This window comes from Puia sp. P3 (genome assembly GCF_050632245.1).
Lineage (GTDB): Bacteria > Bacteroidota > Bacteroidia > Chitinophagales > Chitinophagaceae > Puia.
Genome location: NZ_CP192583.1, coordinates 2180686 through 2201245, shown reverse-complemented (window position 1 = coordinate 2201245; position 20560 = coordinate 2180686). Strand labels below are relative to the sequence as shown.

The following is a 20560-nucleotide window of genomic DNA, read 5'->3' as shown; positions in this document are numbered from 1 at the left end:
CGGTCATGAAAATCCTGTTCTTGTTTGCCGCGCTGATGCCACTATGGTCCTGCGGCCAGACGTCCAATTACGTAAAGGACAACTATGAGAAGCGGGAGGCCTATATTCCCATGCGCGACGGGAAACGCCTCTATACCGCGATCTATATCCCAAAGGACCACAGCCAGCGCTGGCCTTTTCTGATGGAAAGGACGCCTTACTCCTCGGGGCCTTACGGCGATACGCTCTATCCCGGATCGCTCGGCCCGAGCCGCAGGCTGATGGAGGGCAGGTTCATATTCGTCTACCAGGACGTACGCGGCCGGTTCATGAGCGAAGGCGATTTTCAGGAGATGACGCCGGCAATCAATAAGAAAAAGGCGCGCAGACCGACGAAAGCTCGGATACATGGGATACTATCGACTGGTTGCTGAAGAACGTGCAGGGCAACAACGGGCGGGTAGGCATCTACGGAATTTCCTACCCCGGATTTTATGCCTCGGCTTCTCTGCCCGATGCGCATCCCGCGATAAAAGCCGTTTCTCCGCAGGCGCCCGTGACCGACGAGTTCGTCGGCGACGACGTCAACCACAACGGCGCATTTTTCCTGCTGGACAATTTTGATTTCGACAATTTCTTCGACGTGCCGCGGCCTAAGCCCGTTAAGCAATACGACCACAATCTTTTCCGGGCCGATATCTCCGACGCCTATAAGTTCTTTCTGGACCTGGGTCCGGTTAAGAATACAAATAACCCGGAATACTTCAACCACAAGGGAAAGATCTGGGACGAATACGTCGGCCATTCCACCTACGACAGCTACTGGCAGGCGCGGAATATCCGGACGCACCTGAGGAACATCCGGCCGGCGGTGCTGGTCGTCGGCGGCTGGTTCGACGCGGAGGATATGTTTGGCGCCCTTCGTACCTACGAGGCTATCGAGAAGCAGACGTCCGGCAACGACAACCATCTGATCATGGGCCCCTGGACGCATGGGGCCTGGAGAGGGAGGACCTGGAACCGATTTGGCCCGCTGGACTTCGGCGTCAATGTCAACGAACGCTATCACGAAATTGAATCGGGCTTCTTCAATCACTATTTAAAAGACTCCGCCGCTGCGCCACTGGCAGAAGCCACGGTATTCGAGACTGGCACCAATCAGTGGAAGGAATATACGAGCTGGCCGCCGGCGGAAGCAAGGCCTGTGAAATGGCTGCTACAGCCGAACGGCGGACTTGCAGCGTCCGGCGGTATGGGCACGGCTGGTGGCGGAGCCGGCTTTGACGAATACGTCAGCGACCCGGCGAATCCGGTACCCTATGTCGACGGCGTCCACGGCGGACGCGACAACCAGTACATCGTCAACGACCAGCGATTTGCTTCACGGCGTCCGGACGTCCTGAGCTGGCAGACACCCGTATTGGACGCTCCCCTTACCGTTACCGGCCGGCTAAAAGCCGATATCTTTTAGCATCCACGGGCACCGACGCCGACCTTGTTGTAAAACTCATCGACGTATTTCCGGACTCCTTACAGCAACTGGTGAGGGCCGAAGTTTTCCGGTGTAAATTCAGAAATAGCTTCGAAAAGCCCGAGCCGCTAGTGCCGGGGAAGGTGGCCGAGATCGCTTATGACATCAACGAGATCGCGCATACGTTTAAGAAAGGACACCGGATCATGGTCCAGGTGCAGAGCAGCTGGTTCCCGCTTGTCGACAGGAATCCGCAGACATTTGTAAACATCCCGACCTGTGACGCATCGGACTTTAAGAAGGCGACGATCCGCATCTACCATGACGCGGCGCATCCTTCGGGCATCGTGCTGCCGGTGCTACAATAGTCGTATATTCGGGGCATGAGCAAATACCTACGTCTTTTCGCCTTGCTGGTTTTGGTCACGGCAGGCGTCTTTGCACAGGAACATCCCGCAATCATTCCCATGCCGCTGAATACCAAATGGGGTAACGGCAGCTTTGTCATCACCGCCAATACGGTCATCGTCGCCGACACCGCTGACAGGCCGTCCGTCGACTTCTTCAATTCCTACCTGCAACGTTTCTACGGATTCCACCTGCGGGTGCAGTCTGCGTCGTCCGCCCGGGCCATCCACTTTTCAACGATCTCGGCCAGTGACGGCGAACCCGGCGAATACAGCCTGCACGTTTCCGACGACAATATTACGATCACTGCGGGCAGCCACGAAGGCAACTTCTACGGCATGCAAACCCTGATACAGCTGTTGCCAGTGGCCCCTTTTACGGCATCGACCAACGGCCTGGTCATCCATCCGGATGCTGGCGGAATGACGATTCCCGCGGTCACTATATATGACTTCCCCCGTTTTAAATACCGCGGCCTCCACCTCGACGTAGGCAGGCATTTCTTCCCGGTCGACTTTGTGAAAAGATATATCGACTACATGGCCCTGCACAAGCTCAACTATTTCCACTGGCATCTGACGGAAGACCAGGGCTGGCGCGTCGAGATAAAGAAATACCCGCGTCTCACCGAGATCGGCGCGTGGCGAAGCGGCACCATTATCGGCCATCACCCCGGCACCGGCGATGACAGCACCCGGCATGGCGGCTATTATACTCAGGATCAGATAAGAGAAGTAGTGCAATATGCGGCCGACCGATATATCACCATCATACCCGAGATCGAGATGCCCGGGCATGCTATCGCTGCCCTGGCTTCCTATCCCAGTCTCGGCTGCACGGGCGGTCCATATTCGGTGCCACACAATTTCGGCGTCCATAAGGAGGTGTTCTGTGCGGGCAATGACAGTGTTTTCAGTTTCCTGCAGGATGTGCTCGACGAAGTGATGCCACTCTTCCCTTCGAAATATATTCATATCGGCGGTGACGAATGTCCGAAGGATAGCTGGAAGGCCTGCCCCAAATGTCAGGCCCGGATGAAGACCCTTGGATTAAGGAATGAGGAGGAACTTCAAAGTTATTTTATCGCCCGCATCGAAAAATACATCAACTCAAAGGGCAAACAGATCATCGGCTGGGACGAGATCCTCGAAGGTGGTGTCGCGCCCAACGCCACGATCATGAGCTGGCGCGGCGAAAAAGGCGGCGTCGAAGCGGCCAAACAGCATCACAATGTGATCATGACTCCCGGTGAATACGTCTACTTCGATCATTCGCAGACCCGCAACGACGACTCGCTGACCATCGGCGGCTATCTGCCGCTGGACAAGGTGTACAAATATGAGCCCATCCCCGCGGGGCTCAACGACGAAGAAGCGAAATACATCCTCGGAGCGCAGGCCAATCTGTGGTCGGAGTATATGAGCAACCCCGCAAAGGTAGAATACATGCTGTTCCCCCGTCTCAGCGCGCTGTCCGAAGTGTTGTGGAGCCCGAAGGGAGCGCGCGACTGGAAGGGCTTCCAGCACCGCATGGCGACGCAGTATAAGCGCTATGCGCTGTGGCACGCCAATTCTTACCAGATCTGGTTCCAGCCCGCCGACGCGGCCGTTCAGCAGAAGCTGGGTCAGTGGCAGGACTACAAGTTCGGGCTCATGATGCACTGGGGTACCTACAGCCAGTGGGGGTAGTGGAAAGCTGGAGCATCTGCCCCGAAGACGAAGGCTGGACACAGCGCCGCGGTCCCTATGCGGACAGCTATAACAACTATGTGCAGCACTATACCGACCTGCAAAAGACCTTCAACCCCGTCCGCTTCGACCCCTCCAAGTGGGCGGCGGCGGCAAAAGACGCGGGGATGAAGTATGTGGTATTCACGACGAAGCACCACGACGGCTTCTGTATGTTCGATACGAAACAGACGGACTACAAGATCACGTCTGCGGCCTGTCCGTTCTCTTCCAACCCGCGAAGCAATGTGGCGAAGCAAGTTTTTGATACCTTCCGTCAGCAGGGCTTTATGATCGGCGCCTATTTTTCCAAGCCCGACTGGCATAGCAACGACTACTGGTGGTCCTATTTCCCTCCGAAAGACCGCAACGTCGACTATGACCCCGCCCGTTATCCGCAACGCTGGCAGGCCTTCAAGGACTACACCTACAAGCAGATAGAAGAGCTGATGACAGGTTACGGCCGTATGGACGTGCTCTGGCTTGACGGAGGATGGGTCCGGCCGCTGTCGACCGTCAACCCCTCCATCGACTGGCAGCGCGGCATCCGCTATGACCAGGACGTCGACATGCCGAAGATCGCCGCCATGGCCCGCAGCAAACAGCCGGGCCTGATCGTCGTCGACCGCAGCGTCCCCGGTGAATACGAGAACTATACTACGCCCGAACAGCAGGTCCCCGAGCATCCCATGGACGATCCCTGGGAGACCTGTATGACGATGGGCAATTCCTGGTCCTACGTTCCTAACGACCACTACAAATCCACGACCCAGCTGGTGCAGCTGCTCGGTGAAGATCGTATCCCGCGGCGGAAACTTCCTGCTCAATATCGGGCCCTCCCCGAAGGTGATTTCTCCGACACGGCCTATCTGCGCCTGAAGGAGATCGGCGCCTGGATAAAGACCAACGGCGAAGGCATCTACGGCAGCCACCCCATCCGTCCGTATTCGTCGGAGAGCGTTTATCTGACCCAGTCAAAGGATAGTTCGGCTGTATATGCTTTCTTCCTTTCTTCCGGCCGCGAGGTTGTGCTCCCCGCCGAGATCACGATCGACCGGTTCACTCCGGCAGCCGGCAGCAAGCTGACAATGCTGGGTTCCAACCAAAAGTTCAAATGGAAAATGGACGGAAAGAAGATGGTGATACTTGTGCCGAAGGCGCTGCAGGGCAAGACTGTCGGCGAGCACGCAGTAGCGTTCAAGATCGGCTAGTCCGCCGCCTGCTGTTGACAGGTCACGGTATATCCAGCTATCTGGACGGTTCCCGCCGATAGGCCCTAATCGATTGTCCATTAATCCCTACAAACAAAAAATCCCCAACTGTCACCAGGCCGCGAACTTCTCCCCTGAGTGACAGACCCGTCACCGCCGGCGGCGCATACCGGAATCCACCTTTTCCATCCCCCAGCAATACCACTCCATGATTGGCATCATCCCGGCCGAGACGGATCAAATTGTTCTCCTGATTCCCGCACAGCACCAGATCGGTGTGCCCGTCCCCGTTGAGATCGGCGGCAGCCAGTGCATAGACCGGAGCATACTGCGCCTCTACCGGCAGTTCGTGATAGACAAAGCCCTTGCCGGTGTTCTCCAGCCAGCAGGTGGAAAAGGTGGTAGCCGAGAGGGGCGTAACAGGCTTGTCCGCGGCGATGACGTCGGAAACCTTCGCGCCCGCGTAAGTCTCATACGCATAAAACTTCTTCTTCAGCGACGGCACCTGCCGGAGCATATCGTCCATCGGCATAAAAGGATAGTCGACATGATTATTATAACAGGTAAGGATAGGGTCGATGATCCCGTTGCCGTCGAAGTCGGCGGCATACAACCGAATGGGCTCGGCAGCAGAGGTTTTCAGCGGTGAATTCCATCCATAGTTGCCCAGGACGAGGTCGGGACGACCGTCGCCGTTGAGGTCGGAGACCAGCATTCGGTTCCACCAACCGGAAGAAGGAAAGCCAACCCATGACGAACTGGCGTCTGTCAACCGATGGCGATCGTTGAGAAAGACCTTTACCGGCATCCATTCCCCCGCTACGACGAGGTCGGGCGTCCCATCTCCATTTACGTCCACCCACGCGGCATCGGTGACGATGCCGAGGTGCGCGAGCTCCCCCGACCAGGCAGCCGTCGCGTCGGTAAAATGACCCGAACCATCGTTGATATAGATATGGCTGGGACTATACAGCGGATATTTCCCGGGAATCTCGCGACCTCCTACAAACAGATCAGGGTCGCCGTCCCCGTCGATATCGACCGCGCGGACGCAGCATGCTGCCGGCTGCGCTGGCCGGAAGAGCTTTCGGCTGTAGTTTGAAATGCCCCCTGCCATCGTTGAGATAAAGGCGGTCGGGGCTCTCCGAAGCCGAGTAGTTGCCGTAGGTGATATATAGATCCAGGTCCCCGTCTTTGTCAGCGTCGAAGAACAGGGCATCGGCCGCTTCGCGCGAACTGTCGAGATCCAGCGGTGTGCGAACCCAGCGGAGATCGCGGGTCTGGACAAACAGTGCATCTCCCGCAAAAATATCCTCCAGCCCGTCGCCGTTGACGTCCCCCTTCGCCATGCAGGGACCGGTATGCGAATAGAAATGCGTCAGCATATGCTGCTGGTTGAAGTCGTTGACGGGCGCCTGCCGGTGGGTATAGGAAATTACGTCAGCAGCGGGAGACAATAGTGGGGCCACTGCCTGTGGCGTCGGCGCGGGCAGAAAGGAGGCCGCGGCCTGCGTCAGCTGAACCAACCGGTCAACCGCCACCCTCATAATTACCTGCGACCTGGCATCCGGCCAGACGATCCGCAGCGAATCGATGCGGGCAATCGTCCCCAGGCCGATATGCAACACAGGGTCTACGCTCGACTGATAGCCACGTACAGGATTCTGCTCGGTATACCAGACCTGACCGCCGCCATACGCAAAAACTTTCGCGCCATAGCCAAAACGATTGAACCCCTCCCCGATCAGCTGCACCCGCAAAAAATGATTCTTTAACAAAGTTTCCCCATTGTTACGATAGACCCCCGCTTCTTCATCCAGCATGTTCGTAACCAGATCGAGGTCGCCGTCGTTGTCGAGGTCCGCATAGACGGCCCCATTCGCAAAGCCCGGATCGTCGATCCCCCAGTCGGCATTTTTCTTCTCAAAGCGGTCATTCCCCATATTCCGGTACAGATATGGGGCGATCGTTATACCCGACATTCGGGAGACATAGTCCTCAACCGTAACGGCAGGCCCGCCACTGGCTCATCCTGCGGGCCTCGTCCATCGAGTATTTGATGAACTGCAGGTTGGTATTATCGCGTTTGTAACCATTGGAGATAAAAAGGTCGCGGCGCCCGTCGTTGTCAAGGTCTGCAAACAGCGGCGACCAGCTCCAGTCTGTGGCCGCAACACCCGCCAGCTGGCCTATCTCGCTGAACGTACCGTCGCCGTTGTTCTTCTGCAGGCTGTTCTTCATATACTGATAGTAGAGCCCCTGCCGGAACAACAGCTGATACTTGTCGAAGTTGTCCGCGCCGATATGCATCTTCTGGTCGTGGTTGTTTTCCGGCAGCATATCGAGCACACAGACATCGGGCAGACCGTCGTTGTTATAGTCCGCTACGTCACAGCCCATAGAATACTGTGATACGTGATCGAACTTGTCCCGAAGCCGCTCGGAAAAACTGCCGTCGTGATTATTGATATAACAGTAGTCCTGTTCGTTGAAGTCGTTGGCGATATAGATATCGGGCCAGCCGTCCATATCGATGTCGGCGGTACTGAGCCCGAGACTATAGGTGAGGACGTTGGACCGGATCCCGGAAGAGGTGGTCGCGTCGGTAAAATGGCCGCCGTCGTTGCGGTAGAGCTTGTTGCCATACATGGGGTCGGCGGGCTGTCCCCGCAAACGCGACTGCTCCTGCAGCCCCATCGAGTATTTGGGTTCGGACTGGTTGATGAGGACCATATCCAGGTCGCCGTCCCTGTCGTAGTCGAAGAAGGAGGCCTGTGTGGAATAGCCCGGATCGTCGAGGCCGTAGGCAGCCGCCTCTTCCGAAAAGGTCAGGTTGCCTTTGTTGATAAATAGCAGATTGCGGCGATAGTCGACGGACGGCAGGCCCGACCGGCAGATATAGATATCCAGCAGCCCGTCGCCGTTGACGTCGGCCATGGTGATACCCGTACACCAGCCCTGTTTCAGCGCTATGCCGGCCCGGTCCGTAATGTCTTCAAACTGAAAATTGCCCTTGTTGAGGAATAGCCTGTTACGGACCATATTTCCGGTAAAGCAGATATCGGGAAGGCCGTCGTTGTTGATATCCCCAACCGCCACCCCGCCCCCGTTGTAGAAATAGGGATACTGCATGATGTTGAAGTCCGGGTCTGTCTCTTTCAGCATATTGCGGAAGTCGATGCCCGTGTGGGACGCAGACAGCCGCGTAAACAACCGCGACCTGTCCTCGCCGCAGGCGAGAAGGACGAGTGCAAGGAAGGGCAGGATATACATCCTGCCCCTTGTTAGTATAGAATGGTCGAGGAACATTGCTTATGGATGATCCCACCAGAGACGGGTACCTCCGTTATCGGGTCCGCCAAGCAGTTGTACTGCGGCATCGACGGCTCCGCTGTTGGTATTCTTCTCGGTTTGGGCGAAATTGATACGACGGATAAAGCCGGTTGTAGAGATCGTTCCCCCGCTGTTATTGACGACCACGGGGAACAGTTTCGGATAACCGGTGCGGCGGAATTCCGTCCAGGCCTCCTGACCGTCCGGATACAGGGCCAGCCATTTCTGGGTGATGATCTGCTCCAGGTGTCCCGCCATAGTCGAGGACGTGCTCCACGCGATCTTTATCGTGCTGAGCAGGGCGAGCCGGCCGGAATATCATTCTGACCCGGTGTTATCGCCTTTGGATCGACATAGGGGGCCGCCGTATTCGCCGTATTCGTAATATACGAACTTGCGCTGAGACCATACTGGGCAAAAGAGGTGCTGATCCCGGTCTCATAATCTGTCTGTGCAGTCCCTGCCCCGGCCCAGCCGCGGAGTGCCGCTTCGGCCTTTAGGAACCAGGCTTCGGCAGCCACCATCAGCTGCAGCGAATTCGGGAAGGTAACCGGCTGGGCGTAGTTGCCATAGCGGGCCTTGGCGTCGATATTGATCCCCGAACGGATGCCCTCATACTGGCCGGCCACCGCGGGATCGATGGCGGGAACCATATATTTGGGAGCCCTCGGGTCACTATACCCCGTGAGATAGGAACCCAGCGGAGCGCCCGACCGGCAGTCGCCCCGGGGAGTTGTTCATGACGTTCAGCGGGTGTGTCGTCGTACCAATATTGATATTGAAGTTGTCGGTGTTGGCCGTCATCAGCCCGACGGGATTGGCCAGCGCTGCCTCTCCCTCCGCCTGTGCCTTGGTGGGGTCAACGTTGACTATGCGCAGCGCCAGACGCAGCTTCAGGGTATTGGCCATTTTGAGCCATGCAGTATACGACCCGCCATAGGCGAGGTCGAAGGTCTTCAGCGTGTCGCTAGTAAGATGCGCCTGCGCAAACGGCGTAAGTATGCGGATCGCGGAGTCCAGGTCGTCGAAGAAAGCATAGTAGTCGTCTTTCTGCGAGTCATAGGAAACCGTGCCGTCCGCATTGATGATGCCGTATTTCTTGTAAATGATAGGACCATAGATATCGCTGACGCGGTGCATCGCTTCTACCCGGACGATCTTCGCAACGGCAAAGAATCCGGGGTAGGCCGTAGCCGACGCGTTCTTGAACAGATAGTTCAGCGGCGACATCACCGAATTGTAGCCGTCGTCCCAGGGATAGGTGTTCCAGCCGTCTACCAGGGAATAGGTCAGGTTGTTGATATTATTGGCGAACGGCGTCGGGGAACTCATATAACCGGAATAGACGTCGCCCATCAGATTTTGCTGCAGCTGCGTATTCCAGGCGGGCGTAGCGACATAGATATTGAGCTGCGCCTGTTTCAACGGGTCACCGAGGAAATGGAAATCCGGGATCAGGTCCTTGGTATATAAAGCATTCGGATTGGTATTGTACTGTTCGAACTTCTTTGTACAACTGCCCAATAAAAGAGACGCTACTACTGCGAACAGGGGCAGCCATTTTCTTTTACGTGCGATATAGTTCATATTGATAATTTTTGATGATTAGAAACCTAATTTCAGACTTGCGCCGATGCTGCGGGTCGTCGGGATGGCAAAAGTTTCGATACCCTGCAGACCATTGTTGGTAGCCATGGACAGCTCGGGGTCGAAGGGCGCCTTTTTGCTGATAAAGAACAGGTTTCTGCCGATAAGAGAGAAACGCATGTCGGTGATCCCTTTCACCTTGACGGGTATTTTATAGCCGATAGCCAGCTCGCGCAGTCTTACAGCCGTTGCGTCATACATGTAGTACTCGCTGATCCCGGCGCGTCCGCCTACACCCGCAAAGAAGGTCTGAGCCGGAAGTTTGCCGCTAAAGGCCTGCCCGGAAGTGACATCGGTCGCTTTGATATTGACACCGCCCGCATCACGCGCATCCGCCGTGACCTTGCTGTCTCCGAAACCGTCAAGAACAGCCTGAGTGACGCTCATCACCTTGCCTCCAAACCGGCCGTCGAAAAGGAAGTTGACCGTCCAGTTGGCGATTTCAAAGCTGTTGTTCCAGCCAAGGCTGAATTTGGGATTGGGATTGCCGACAAGAGAAAGCGTCGAGCTCTTCTGCGGCGCCCCCGTTGCGTCGACCAGGATCGAGCCATCCTTGGTGCTGCGCTGGAAGGTATATCCGTAGATATCACCCCACTGCCCGCCTTCCTTGATCTCGGACTGGTACATATTCACACCGGCTCCGGTGATCACGAGGAAATTGCCGGGGACGGCTCCGGGAATATTGGCGTCGGAGAGTTTGATTACCCTGTTCTTGTTGGCTGCAAGATTGATGGTCGTTGTCCACTTGAATCCCTTCATCGAGACAGGGACCACGAACGCCGTGGCTTCAATGCCGGTGTTCTGAATGTTCCCTAAGTTGAGGTAGTAGGTAGAGAAGCCCGTTCCTTCCGGAACGTTGATCTCCATATATTGCCTGTAGTTGTTGTTCTTATAGTAGGTCACGTCGAAACCCGCGCGATCGTTGAAGAAGCGCCATTCCGTACCAGCCTCCAGCGAACGGTTGTCTTCAGGCCGGAGATAAGTACCGGGGTAGGGAACCTTCGTATTGTACTGGGCGCCCTGGCGGTTGTCATAGTTGAACTGCGGGGCGTTGGTGCTGTAAGGCGGAACGTCGTTACCAACCCGTGCGTAGGAAACGCGAACCTTTGCAAAGCTCACCGGTGCGGGCATGGCCAGCGCATCGGACAATACGAGGTTAAGACCGGCGGAATAGTAGAAATAACCCTTTCCTGCCGTCGGAGTAAAGGCAAAGTTGGATGACCAGTCGTTACGGCCCGTCAGGTCGACGAAGAGGAAGTCCTTGTATCCGAGTTCCGCGCTGCCGAATACCGCCTGCTGCTGCTTGTGCCAGTCGGTCGGCACGACCTGCAGGGCGCTGGCGTTAATATAGGAAAGACCGAATTTGTTGGCGTAGGAAAGCCCCCCGTTGGCGTCGTTGGGATCGGTGTCGAAGAACTGGTCGTTCAGCTTAGTATCCGTAATGCTCGAGCCAACGTTAGCCTGCAGATGGAGATCCGTGTTCAGCTGCTTGTTGGCCGAAAGGATCACGTCGCCATAGAGCTGTGTATTGATTGCCCGGTCATAGGTATACCTGCCGTTGGCTGCCGCCTGTACCGACTGGGTGCCTGCATACATACGGGAGTCATAGGTATCTATACTCTTGTCGAAATTACCCCTCGCCTGCAGTGTAAGCCAGTCTGTGAATTTGTACTTCAGCGTCAGGCTGCCATAGCCGCGGTCCCTCTTGTCAGTGCGTGGCGCCATATGAAGCAGCCAGTATGGGTTCTGCTCGTGGTCCTGACCCGCCAGTCCTTTGTCGGGGTTGAGGTCGAACCAGTTTTGCAAATAGGTATTCCTTGTGGGAGAAAGGTATTGGTAGTTGTTCCGGTAGTAGTCGAAGTTCAGCCCTCTGGGGAAAATATAGAGCCCCGTCAGCGGGTTCGCATAGAGACCCGAGTTTGGTCTGTCGAAAGCTTCCTGGGTAAGGAAGGACAGATTCGCGTCGGCAGTCAGGCGGTCATTAAGGAACTTTGCCGTTTCCCGGAAATTGAAATTGTGTTTCTTGAAGGAAGAGAGTTCCAGAATGCCCTTGTTATTCGTATAGCCGTAGGAGAAATAGGTTTGCGCCTTCTCCGTGCCACCCGCCATGCTTACCGAGCTGACGGACGTGACTCCCGTCTTGTAGAAATCTTTCGTATTGTCGGGCGCGTTGACGACAGGCCCCCAGGAACTTTCTGCCGTAGAGTCATAAGTAGCGGTCCCTTTACCCGTCTGCCCGTATTTGAACTGCAGTTCCGGTCGGGACATCGCCGATTCGAAGGTCAGGTCGCTGCTGACCGCAATGCGGGTCCTGCCGGCCTTTCCGCTTTTTGTGGTGATAACAATTGCGCCGTTGGCCGCCGCGCTACCGTAGAGAGCAGCGCCAGAGGCGCCCTTAAGGATGGTGATACTTTCGATATCGTCGGGGTTGAGATTGGAAATACCGTCACCGCCGTCACGGCCGCCCGAACCGGATGACTGAGCCGCGGGGTTGGCGGTGCTGGCGGCCGGCCCCAGACGTCATTGGGTTGAGCCGGGCTGAAGTTGGGTAAAGGAATACCGTCAATAACGTATAAAGGCTGGTTCTCGCGGGTAGACTTGTTACCGCGAAGAATGACGCGGGCGGAGCCGCCGAGGCCCGAAGCGCTTCTGTTGATGGTCACCCCTGCGACCTTACCCGAGAGGCTGTTTACGAAGTTCGCGTCCTTTACGGTCGTGAGGTCCGCGTTCGTCAGCCGTTGCGTGGAATACGTCAGGTCTTTTGTCTTGTGCTGGATACCCAGCGCCGTGACGACTACTTCATTCAGCTGCTGGTTGCCTGCCTGAAGTGTTATCTGGAGGTTGTCGTCAGCGACGGTGACTTCCCTCGTCTGGTAGCCGATATACGACAGGATCAGTACGTCTCCCCTCTTTGCTTCGATGGTAAATACGCCGCCGGCATTGGTAGACGTCCCTCGTTTGGAACCTTTCACCGTCACGCTGACGCCGGCAATTGGAGAGCCGTCTGCGGCGGTTACCTTACCCGTGATGGCTTCCTGCGGATTGACGGCGATGACGTTGTCCGTCATCGGAGCAAGCGAAAATGCCTGCGTGAAATCCACCGGGCGAACGTCTGCGGATGTACCGCTGCCGCCGGCGGTGAGGATCACAAAGGTGCGCTCGTTCACCTTCTTGAATTTGAGACCGGTGTTCTTCAGCACTTCGCCAAGGATCTTTTCGATGCTGTCCTGGCTGTTCGGCAGATTGTTGACCTGCCTGCTACCGAGAGACTGCTCGGAAAACAGGAAATAGACCCCTCTTGTCCGGTTGAGTTCTTTCAACACTTTGAAGAGGGCCTCTTTCTGAGTACTTTCTTCTGACTTGTTCTCTCCGCCTGATTGCTGTACGGCCCGGACACCCTTGCCCGACCAGGCGTAGGTGCTCTGAGAATGTACCGCGAGAACACAGAGGAGCTGTATGCCCAGCACGCAGCTGACCATACGCCAATTGCAATTCAAATTTCTCATTTTTTTTGCAGCGTTTGATGAATGAAAAGACGACAGTAAATAATAATAATTCTTACGGATGTGCCTTAATCAGAATCTGTTTTCCTTCGTGTATGATCTCGAAATCGCCCGTGCTTTGCAATGCCAGCAAGAGCACGTCCAAATTGTCATTGGGCATGATCCCATAGAGCTTTTTATCTTCCAGCCCTTCACCGGAAGTGGTGACGGCGACGCCATAATTTTCCCGTATGATCGTAATCAGGTCCCGCAGCGGGGTGCCGTCCAGTACGAGCTTGTGTTCCTTCCAGGCGAGCACGCTGTCGTTGCGGACGACCTTCTTTTCAAGACTGCTCCTGTACTCCACAAAATCGCCCGGAACCATTTTCAATTCCCTTCCTTCTTCTGTATGCAGGACGACGCTGCCTTCTTTCAGCATTACGTTCGCCTTGTCCTGCCGATTGACGACGTTGAACTGAGTGCCGGTGACGATGATATCGAAATGGTTGACGTGAACGATGAAACGGCTTTTCAGGGGGTCTTAGCCACATGAAAGAATGCCTCGCCCGTGAGCCAGACCTCCCGGTCTTTCCCGTCTTCCCAGCCCTGTGAAAAGACCAGCTTGCTGTCGGCATTGACGACTACGCTGGAGCCATCCGGAAGACGGCTCTCCCTCACCTCGCCATAGGCCGTATGCAGTTCGGGAGTTGAATGGATCAGCATCGGCCTCAGAAGATAGATGCCCGCCAGGACCGCCATCACCGCCGCAGCAACTATCCACCGGCGATAGCCGCCGATCGATCTGACTTTCTTCGTCTCCGCATCGCGGATTGTCTGCAGGAGCCGGCTTTCCGCGATGGAGATCCGGCCTTCGTCCAGCAGTCCCTGTTCCAGGGGCAGGGTCCTCAAAAAATCTACGGCCTGGTCGGCACGGGCGCGGATGGCAGGGTCTGCCGCTATCCATTCTTCCCACTGCCTGATACACCGCGTGTCAGTCCGGAAATACCAGGCCAGGAAACTTTCATCCGTTAAAAGGTCTTCTACTCCTACGTAGTTTTTGACATAAGCGAAATCTCTCCGGATTATAAGTGCCCGGGAGAATTTCCGTGTAATGTCTTTTGGTTAATTTTTTTTTAGCAGCGGGGGAATTCAGCGGCAAAAGCGGGCCGCGGGTCAGCGGACGTCCCACCAGACCCTCGAGGTCATTTTGTCGCCTCCCGGGAGGCGGCCGACGGCTTCATTATAATTGGCGGGGTTCGAGGAAGCCTCGCTCTGGGGATAGGTGAACCGGCGGGGGATCGTCCCACCCGTCACATTGCCGGGGTAGTTGACGGGTATCAGTGTGGGATAGCCGCTACGCCTCCAGTTGGCGAAACACTCGTTCTCATCCATGAACGCGGCTATCCAGTATTGTTCATTGATTTGCTGCAGGCCTTTGGCCGGGTCATAGGGATGGTCTGCCAGCCAGGCGTTGATGACGGCGTCCGTGGGGCCGGCTCCTGTCTGCTCCGACAGCTGCGACATAGCCTGCTGTACCGCCGCCCTGTAGTACGCCGCCGGATCACCGCTGATCCACCCGCGCTGCGCCGCCTCGGCCAATAGAAGTCCCGTCTCTCCCGCCGTCAGAAAAAATGTGGGCGCGTCCAGACGGGCATAGGTATACCGGTTGACGACAGAATATTTGTTCTGGTCGCCGGGCCAGTTCGGCGCAAACGTAAGGTCATAGGCGCCGCCATTGTCCGGAGGGTCATAGCCTCCGGGCTGTCCCAGCTGGTGCACGGCGACGGTGTCGCCCTTGTCCGCGGCAAGCGCCGGATTTGCGCATACCGTAGCCAGATAGGGCAACCGCGGGTCTTGCGTACTGCGCAGATAGTTGACAAAGGTCATATTGAGGCGGTAGCCGTTGGGGTCGTTGCCCAGCAGGATAAGCCCCGAGCCATTGACCACCGGCGTAGTGGCCAGGTTCTGGTGCCCGAGCACGGCGTTGTCGCTGTTGTCCAGGAATACGCCGCCGCTGACCGCCGTCTGCGTCCACTGCGCCGCGGCCGTTGGGTCCACCTTGCTCATCCTCATTGCTATACGCAGCATCTCCGAATAGGCAAATTTCCGCCAGGCCTGTGGTGTTCCGTTGTATAACAGATCGGCCGCGCCAATGGTGTTGGCCTTTGCAGGGTCGAGCGCTTCGGCCGCCCCTTCCAGCTCGTGCAGGATATCCATATAGATGTCCTGCTGCCGGTCATAGCGCGGCGCCTTGATCCCCGAGATATAACCCAGCCCGGCCTGACTGTAGGGACAGTCTCCGTACATATCCGTCATCCGCTGGAACATGAAGGCCCTGAATATGCGGCACTCCTGATAAAGATTCGACAGCGTGCTATCTCCCTGCGCGTGGTGCATGACCTCCGTAATATAGGCGACGCTGTTGGGATAGTTCTCGTCCCAGTAGGCCGAGTTATAGGTGCCGTTGAACAGGTATTTGTCCCCGTCCCAGTATGACACTGTCGAAGAGAGGTGCTGGATCATACAGGAGGAATAGATCAGGTTGTTCCTCCAGTCTTCATAGCCGTTACCTTCCGAATTGCCCGACGTGATCAGCTCGGCATTGGTAAAAAGATAGTTGAAATTGATCTGCGAGCCCGTTATCAGATTGGGGTCGGTATTGATCCCGACAAAGCCCTTCCGGCAGGCGGCGCCGGCCGATAGCAGGACGATTAGCAGGAGGATATGGCTTGCTCTCATGTCGATCGTTAAAATTTGAAGTTCACATTAAGTCCCCAGCTTCCTGACGAGGGGATATCCTGACAGCTCCAGTCCCTGCCCGTTGGTATTGTTGATACTCGACTCGGGATCTATATTGGGAGTCCGTTTCATCAGGGTCGCCAGATTACGCCCAACCAGCGACAGGCTGAGACCCGTGATGAATTTCTTTTTCAGCATTGATGCAGGTACCGTATACGTTAGCGAGGCCGAACGCCATTTGATAAAACTCGCGTCGTAGACGAATTCTTCGGCGATATGGTCGCTGCCGCCCGCCGAGATGTCCTGAAAGTACTGCTGGGCCGGGACCACCAGCGTATTGGGATGACCGTTGTCGAGCACCCCTTTCCTATATATCCCCCTTCCCTGCCCTGCAGTGTATTCTTGTGAAGACCATAATAGTAAAGCAGCAGGTTGGTGCCCGAGTAGATCTTCGCCCCGAACTTGAAATCGATCAGCGTGGTGAAGGTCCAGTCCCGGTAGCGCAGTTCGTTGGTCAGCCCGCCCGTCTGCTTATAGACGGTCGATCCCAGCGGCACCACTCCTTTGCTCGGTTCCGGCTCGCCGGCGGGAGCCGGATTCGAAATTCCGTCGCTGTAGATGATACGCCCCTTCGGGTCGCGGCGATAGGCGTAGCCCATTATCTGGCCATAGGGCAATCCTACCATATTACTGATGCTTACCTCGCTGCCCCATCGCGGATAGGCGTTGCTGATAGCAATGCTGGGCAGTCCTCCGATGGACATGACCTCGTTGTCGTTGACGGCGAGGTTAAAGGTCGACTTCCAGTTGAAATTCTTAGTCCTCACAGGCGTACCGGTGAGCAGCAGCTCCACGCCCCGGTTGCGGATCTTACCAATATTGGCGATATACTGGTAATAGCCCGAGGTCGGACTGATCGTCACCTTGACGATATCATTGGTCGTCTCCTTGTTGTAGTACGTGATATCGAAACCGATCCTGTCCTTCAGGAACTGTCCGACAAGACCTATCTCCTTCTCGGCGATGCTGATGGGTCTCAGGCTGGCATTGGGGATCAGCGGCAGGTCGCCGGAAGCGATAAAGCCCAGCGGCTGTCCGTTGATCGAATAGTTGCGTATCCCGTAGTTCAGCACGTTCTGATAGGGTTCCGTACCATTGGAAGAGCCGGCATAGGACGCCCGCAGTTTGCCCAGGCTGACCCAGGAAGGCAGCCGCCACGCCCCGGAGAAGACGAAGCTTGCCGAGACTGAAGGATAGAGATAACGATCGGTGTTGATATTGAGCGTCGAAAACCAGTCGTCCCGGGCCGTCAGGTTTAGAAAGAGCCAGTCCCTATAGGCGACGTCCGCGTTGCCGTAGATCGAGTTGACCCGATACCGCTGGAGGAATGAGCTGTAGGGTTTGTTGATGATATTGCTGGCATTGTAGTTGTCCGCGGCGAGAAAAGGACCCGCGGCGCGGTTGAAGGATCCAGGCACCGCTCCGATGCCCTGTGTCCCCCTGCTGTTGTCCTGACGGTTGGTACCGATATTGGCGTCCACGCTGATGTCCCTTCCCAGCCGCCGATGCACGCCGACCATAAAATTGGCGTTCAGCTCGTGGTAGTTGACCTCGTACTGCGTAAGATTGCCTCCGTGTACGCCGTCAAATCGGGTGTAGACCACGCCGGACGGAACGATATTCGTCACGTCCAGCTGATACCCGTCACGGCTGATCTGTCCCTGCAGATACAGCCAGTCGAGCAGATTGTATTTGAGCGTAAGCCCGCCGGTGATACGGTTGCGGTCGGTGGTATTGCTATAGTTCCAGGCAATATAATAGGGGTTCTCGAAATAGGGATCCGTACCGGGCAGCCATTCGGTACCGTCCGGCTTTACCGTTCGGTTCTTCATCCAGCGGATGTCCATGCTATTGGCGAGGTACAGCGGCGGCGCGAACACATTTCCCGGGTCGTCTGAAAGGCTGGCCCTGTTGTCGACCTGTTCGAAGACATAGTCCGCCGTCAGTTCCATCTGCAGCCGGTTCGTCACATAATAGGTGGAGTTAAGGTTGAAGCCCTGTTGTTTCATCGAAGAGTTGGGCACGATGGTCCCCAGGTGCAGGTCGGAGAGGCCCAGCCGGAAATGGCCCCTGCTGTTGGCGCCCGTCAGCGCAACGGCGCTCTGATTGGTGACGCCGGTGCGGAAGAACCGCTGGTAGTTGTCCTTTACGGGGCTATAGGAGTAGTGGTCGCCGAGATAGTTGATCGCATCGCCGCCGTCGAGCCTTGCCCCCCAGCTGTAATAGGGGGCGGCAAGCGCCATATTCTTATTGAAAGGCTTTTTTCCCGAAAGCCCCTGACCATAGACATACTGATAGTCGCGCTGGTCGACGACCGAATTGAGGGTGAGATTATTGTTGACCTGAACGCCGAAGCCCCGCGTCTTCGAACCGGATTTTGTCCGGATAAGGATGGCTCCATTGCCCCCTCTGTAGCCATATAGCGCCGAAGCCGCCACACTTTTCAGGATGAGGATCGACTCGATATTATCGGGGTTGATGTTGGAAAGACCGTCCCCGAGATCGAGGCCTCCGAACTGGCCTGCATTATCGGTCGTCGTATTGTCATAGGGAATTCCGTCCACTACGTACAGCGGCTGATTATTTCCGGTGAGCGAGGCGTTACCACGGATGATGACCCTGCTGCTGCCATAAGGGCCCGTGGCATTCTGGGCGACGCTGACGCCGGCCACCTGACCGACAAGGGCGTTGCCGAGATTGGTCTCCCTCGACTGCGTGAATACCGATCCATCCAGCTCCTCGGCGGAAAAGCCCAGCGATTTGCGTTGTTTCTGGATCCCCAGTGCGGTGACCAGCACCTCTGTCAGCGGCTCATCGGAAGGATCGAGCCGAACGCCGTAGCCGCTAAGCCGGCCGACGGGCAGCTTTTTCAGCTGATAGCCGACGAAGGAGAACACGAGCGTGTCTTCTTTCTGCGCCTCCAGCTGGAAGGTCCCGGAATAGTCGGTAGTCGTTCCGTTTCGTTTATGCAGCAGCGTTACGCTGACCCCCTGCAGGTTCTTCCCCTCACCTGTAAATACCCTGCCCGATACGCGGTTGGGGGGAGCGATGACCGGCGCCACCGCCAGCGGGTCGTTTATCTGTGTCGTAGTCGTGCTGTCGGGAAGGGGGCCGGGCGCGGCAGGACGTCTTTCGAGGATGACAAAGGTCCGGTCATCCACCTTTTTATAATACAGACCGGTATTCTTCAGGAGTTGCGTGAGTAATTTTTCGGTAGCCAGGGGCAGCGAAGGTGCCGGCAGGGTTACCAGTGTTTGACCGAGGGGCTGGCGGGAGAAAAGAAAATACACGCCCCTGACCTTGTTGAGCTCGACGAGCACTTCGATGAGGGGCCGCTGGGTGGCGGCCGGCGGAGGCGTCTGCAGATGAGCAGACAAGGGCAGCAACACGGGCAGAAAAAAGACAAGCAATCGTCCGAAAAGGCTTGTTTTTCTCATCTTACAGCAGTTTTGGTATGCATTCATCCGGTCAGCGCTTTCCCCGGCTGGCGCTGATCATAATCTGATCGCCATTTCTGGAAATCTTATAATCAGCCGTGGCTTCCAGCGATTGTAAGAGTACGTCCAGATTATTATTGGGGAGCATTCCGTTTACTGTTGAGTCGGCAATGCTGCTGTCGGCCAGCTGCAAATGCACGCCATAATGGTCATTGACGATGTTTACAAGGTCGCGCATCGGCGTACCGTTGAAGACCAGCTTCTGGTCTTTCCACGCCATGAGGCTGTCAGGCTCTACCGTCTTCTTCTGCCACAGGTCATCACGGAAGGTGACGAACTCTCCGGGGGTCAGCGGCAGCTGTTCTCCCTTTTCATTGCGGAGAATGACACGTCCTTCCTGTAACAGAACCGATTCTGCGCCGTGACGGTTGATGACATTGAACTGCGTGCCGGTGACGATCACGTCCATATGCGCGAGGTGTACGATAAACCGGCTGTGTTCGGGCGTTTTGCTTACGTGGAAGAACGCCTCGCCGTCCATCCATACCTCGCGGTCCCTTCCTTCCGACCAGTCTCCCTTGTAGTGGATCCTGCTGTTGGCGTCCATCATTACCTCCGTTCCGTCGGGCAGCCGGCGGCTCGCTATCTCGCCAAAAGCCGTAGCGATCGCGGTGCCGCGCCACTTTGTGGCGCCGGTATAGACCAGCCCCGCGCCAAGGATTATGAGGATAGCAGCGGCGATCATCCAACGGCGCCGGTTGGAGAAGGATATTTTGGGTGTGCCGGAAATGGATTGCATCAGCCTTTGTTCAGCCGCTGCAATCTGTTGCAGAGACAAGGCCTTCTCGGCCGGACGGACAGTATCCAAAAGACGGATGGCCTGCTGGACCAGGCGGGCACGGTCGGGATGACCACTGACCCAGCTTTCCCATTTCTGCGGCTCGGCTTGCGGCAGCTTGAAATGCCACGCCAGAAATGACTCGTCCACGAGAAGGTCTTCCGGCTCATTAAAGGTCTCTATCATTACAAGATGTAAGAGCCGAAACTACATTTTTTCAGTGTTTTT

The 20560-nt window shown here is 56.3% G+C and carries 16 protein-coding genes and 2 pseudogenes; 4 read left to right on the top strand and 14 right to left on the bottom strand.

Annotated elements, in window-relative coordinates:
- The first annotated feature begins 5 nt into the window (after positions 1-5).
- The 4 genes and pseudogenes from ACQ86N_RS13140 to ACQ86N_RS13125 all read left to right on the top strand — a co-directional run bounded on the left by ACQ86N_RS13140 (position 6) and on the right by ACQ86N_RS13125 (position 4796).
- A complete protein-coding gene (locus ACQ86N_RS13140; protein ID WP_431215543.1) occupies positions 6-413 on the top strand; it encodes a CocE/NonD family hydrolase in 408 nt (135 codons plus the stop codon).
- A 5-nt stretch (positions 414-418) separates the two neighbouring features.
- Positions 419-1818 (top strand): annotated as a pseudogene (locus tag ACQ86N_RS13135) (CocE/NonD family hydrolase).
- 15 nt (positions 1819-1833) lie between these two features.
- On the top strand, positions 1834-3546 hold the full coding sequence (locus tag ACQ86N_RS13130) for a family 20 glycosylhydrolase (protein ID WP_431215542.1): 1713 nt from the start codon (positions 1834-1836) through the stop codon (positions 3544-3546).
- Positions 3537-4796 (top strand): alpha-L-fucosidase, encoded by a 1260-nt coding sequence (locus ACQ86N_RS13125; protein WP_431215541.1) that lies wholly within the window; start codon positions 3537-3539, stop codon positions 4794-4796. The genes ACQ86N_RS13130 and ACQ86N_RS13125 overlap by 10 nt, the downstream gene beginning before the upstream one ends.
- A 37-nt stretch (positions 4797-4833) precedes the next feature.
- Here the strand turns inward: ACQ86N_RS13125 and ACQ86N_RS13120 are convergent, their stop codons facing one another.
- The 14 genes and pseudogenes from ACQ86N_RS13120 to ACQ86N_RS13055 all read right to left on the bottom strand — a co-directional run bounded on the left by ACQ86N_RS13120 (position 4834) and on the right by ACQ86N_RS13055 (position 20518).
- Positions 4834-5913, bottom strand: coding sequence for an FG-GAP repeat domain-containing protein (locus ACQ86N_RS13120; protein WP_431215540.1), 1080 nt, complete (start codon positions 5911-5913; stop codon positions 4834-4836).
- Positions 5810-6778, bottom strand: coding sequence for an ASPIC/UnbV domain-containing protein (locus tag ACQ86N_RS13115; protein WP_431215539.1), 969 nt, complete (start codon positions 6776-6778; stop codon positions 5810-5812). The genes ACQ86N_RS13120 and ACQ86N_RS13115 overlap by 104 nt, the downstream gene beginning before the upstream one ends.
- Positions 6779-6794: 16 nt before the next feature.
- Positions 6795-8069 (bottom strand): FG-GAP repeat domain-containing protein, encoded by a 1275-nt coding sequence (locus ACQ86N_RS13110; RefSeq protein WP_431215538.1) that lies wholly within the window; start codon positions 8067-8069, stop codon positions 6795-6797.
- Positions 8070-8108: 39 nt separating this feature from the next.
- Positions 8109-8387 (bottom strand): SusD/RagB family nutrient-binding outer membrane lipoprotein, encoded by a 279-nt coding sequence (locus ACQ86N_RS13105; RefSeq protein ID WP_431215537.1) that lies wholly within the window; start codon positions 8385-8387, stop codon positions 8109-8111.
- A 26-nt stretch (positions 8388-8413) separates the two neighbouring features.
- Entirely contained in the window at positions 8414-8830 is a 417-nt protein-coding gene (locus ACQ86N_RS13100) for a SusD/RagB family nutrient-binding outer membrane lipoprotein (RefSeq protein ID WP_431217390.1), read from the bottom strand.
- Complete coding sequence (locus tag ACQ86N_RS13095; protein ID WP_431215536.1) at positions 8805-9716, bottom strand: SusD/RagB family nutrient-binding outer membrane lipoprotein; 912 nt, start codon at positions 9714-9716, stop codon at positions 8805-8807. Before ACQ86N_RS13095 ends, ACQ86N_RS13100 begins: the two co-directional genes overlap by 26 nt.
- Before the next feature lie 18 nt (positions 9717-9734).
- Complete coding sequence (locus ACQ86N_RS13090; RefSeq protein ID WP_431217389.1) at positions 9735-12185, bottom strand: SusC/RagA family TonB-linked outer membrane protein; 2451 nt, start codon at positions 12183-12185, stop codon at positions 9735-9737.
- Between the two features lie 392 nt (positions 12186-12577).
- Positions 12578-12844: pseudogene (locus ACQ86N_RS13085) on the bottom strand (carboxypeptidase-like regulatory domain-containing protein); the annotation flags it as partial.
- Positions 12845-13334: 490 nt separating this feature from the next.
- Complete coding sequence (locus ACQ86N_RS13080) at positions 13335-13697, bottom strand: FecR domain-containing protein (protein WP_431215535.1); 363 nt, start codon at positions 13695-13697, stop codon at positions 13335-13337.
- 92 nt (positions 13698-13789) lie between these two features.
- Entirely contained in the window at positions 13790-14167 is a 378-nt protein-coding gene (locus tag ACQ86N_RS13075) for a hypothetical protein (RefSeq protein ID WP_431215534.1), read from the bottom strand.
- A gap of 264 nt (positions 14168-14431) precedes the next feature.
- Positions 14432-15997 (bottom strand): SusD/RagB family nutrient-binding outer membrane lipoprotein, encoded by a 1566-nt coding sequence (locus tag ACQ86N_RS13070; RefSeq protein ID WP_431215533.1) that lies wholly within the window; start codon positions 15995-15997, stop codon positions 14432-14434.
- Between the two features lie 27 nt (positions 15998-16024).
- On the bottom strand, positions 16025-16195 hold the full coding sequence (locus ACQ86N_RS13065) for a hypothetical protein (RefSeq protein ID WP_431215532.1): 171 nt from the start codon (positions 16193-16195) through the stop codon (positions 16025-16027).
- Positions 16196-16215: 20 nt separating this feature from the next.
- The gene (locus ACQ86N_RS13060; RefSeq protein WP_431215531.1) at positions 16216-19494 is read right to left on the bottom strand and encodes a SusC/RagA family TonB-linked outer membrane protein; all 3279 of its coding nucleotides are present in this window, start codon (positions 19492-19494) and stop codon (positions 16216-16218) included.
- Between the two features lie 31 nt (positions 19495-19525).
- A complete protein-coding gene (locus ACQ86N_RS13055) occupies positions 19526-20518 on the bottom strand; it encodes a FecR family protein (protein ID WP_431215530.1) in 993 nt (330 codons plus the stop codon).
- Positions 20519-20560 lie beyond the last annotated feature (42 nt).

Coding starts and splice junctions, on each gene's coding strand:
- ACQ86N_RS13140 (WP_431215543.1), top strand. CDS start 6: ATGAAAATCCTGTTCTTGTTTGCCGCGCTGATGCCACTATGGTCCTGC.
- ACQ86N_RS13130 (WP_431215542.1), top strand. CDS start 1,834: ATGAGCAAATACCTACGTCTTTTCGCCTTGCTGGTTTTGGTCACGGCA.
- ACQ86N_RS13120 (WP_431215540.1), bottom strand. CDS start 5,913: ATGGCAGGGGGCATTTCAAACTACAGCCGAAAGCTCTTCCGGCCAGCG.
- ACQ86N_RS13115 (WP_431215539.1), bottom strand. CDS start 6,778: ATGTCGGGTATAACGATCGCCCCATATCTGTACCGGAATATGGGGAAT.
- ACQ86N_RS13110 (WP_431215538.1), bottom strand. CDS start 8,069: ATGTATATCCTGCCCTTCCTTGCACTCGTCCTTCTCGCCTGCGGCGAG.
- ACQ86N_RS13105 (WP_431215537.1), bottom strand. CDS start 8,387: ATGGCGGGACACCTGGAGCAGATCATCACCCAGAAATGGCTGGCCCTG.
- ACQ86N_RS13095 (WP_431215536.1), bottom strand. CDS start 9,716: ATGAACTATATCGCACGTAAAAGAAAATGGCTGCCCCTGTTCGCAGTA.
- ACQ86N_RS13080 (WP_431215535.1), bottom strand. CDS start 13,697: ATGCTGAAAGAAGGCAGCGTCGTCCTGCATACAGAAGAAGGAAGGGAA.
- ACQ86N_RS13070 (WP_431215533.1), bottom strand. CDS start 15,997: ATGAGAGCAAGCCATATCCTCCTGCTAATCGTCCTGCTATCGGCCGGC.
- ACQ86N_RS13065 (WP_431215532.1), bottom strand. CDS start 16,195: ATGCTGAAAAAGAAATTCATCACGGGTCTCAGCCTGTCGCTGGTTGGG.
- ACQ86N_RS13060 (WP_431215531.1), bottom strand. CDS start 19,494: ATGAGAAAAACAAGCCTTTTCGGACGATTGCTTGTCTTTTTTCTGCCC.
- ACQ86N_RS13055 (WP_431215530.1), bottom strand. CDS start 20,518: ATGATAGAGACCTTTAATGAGCCGGAAGACCTTCTCGTGGACGAGTCA.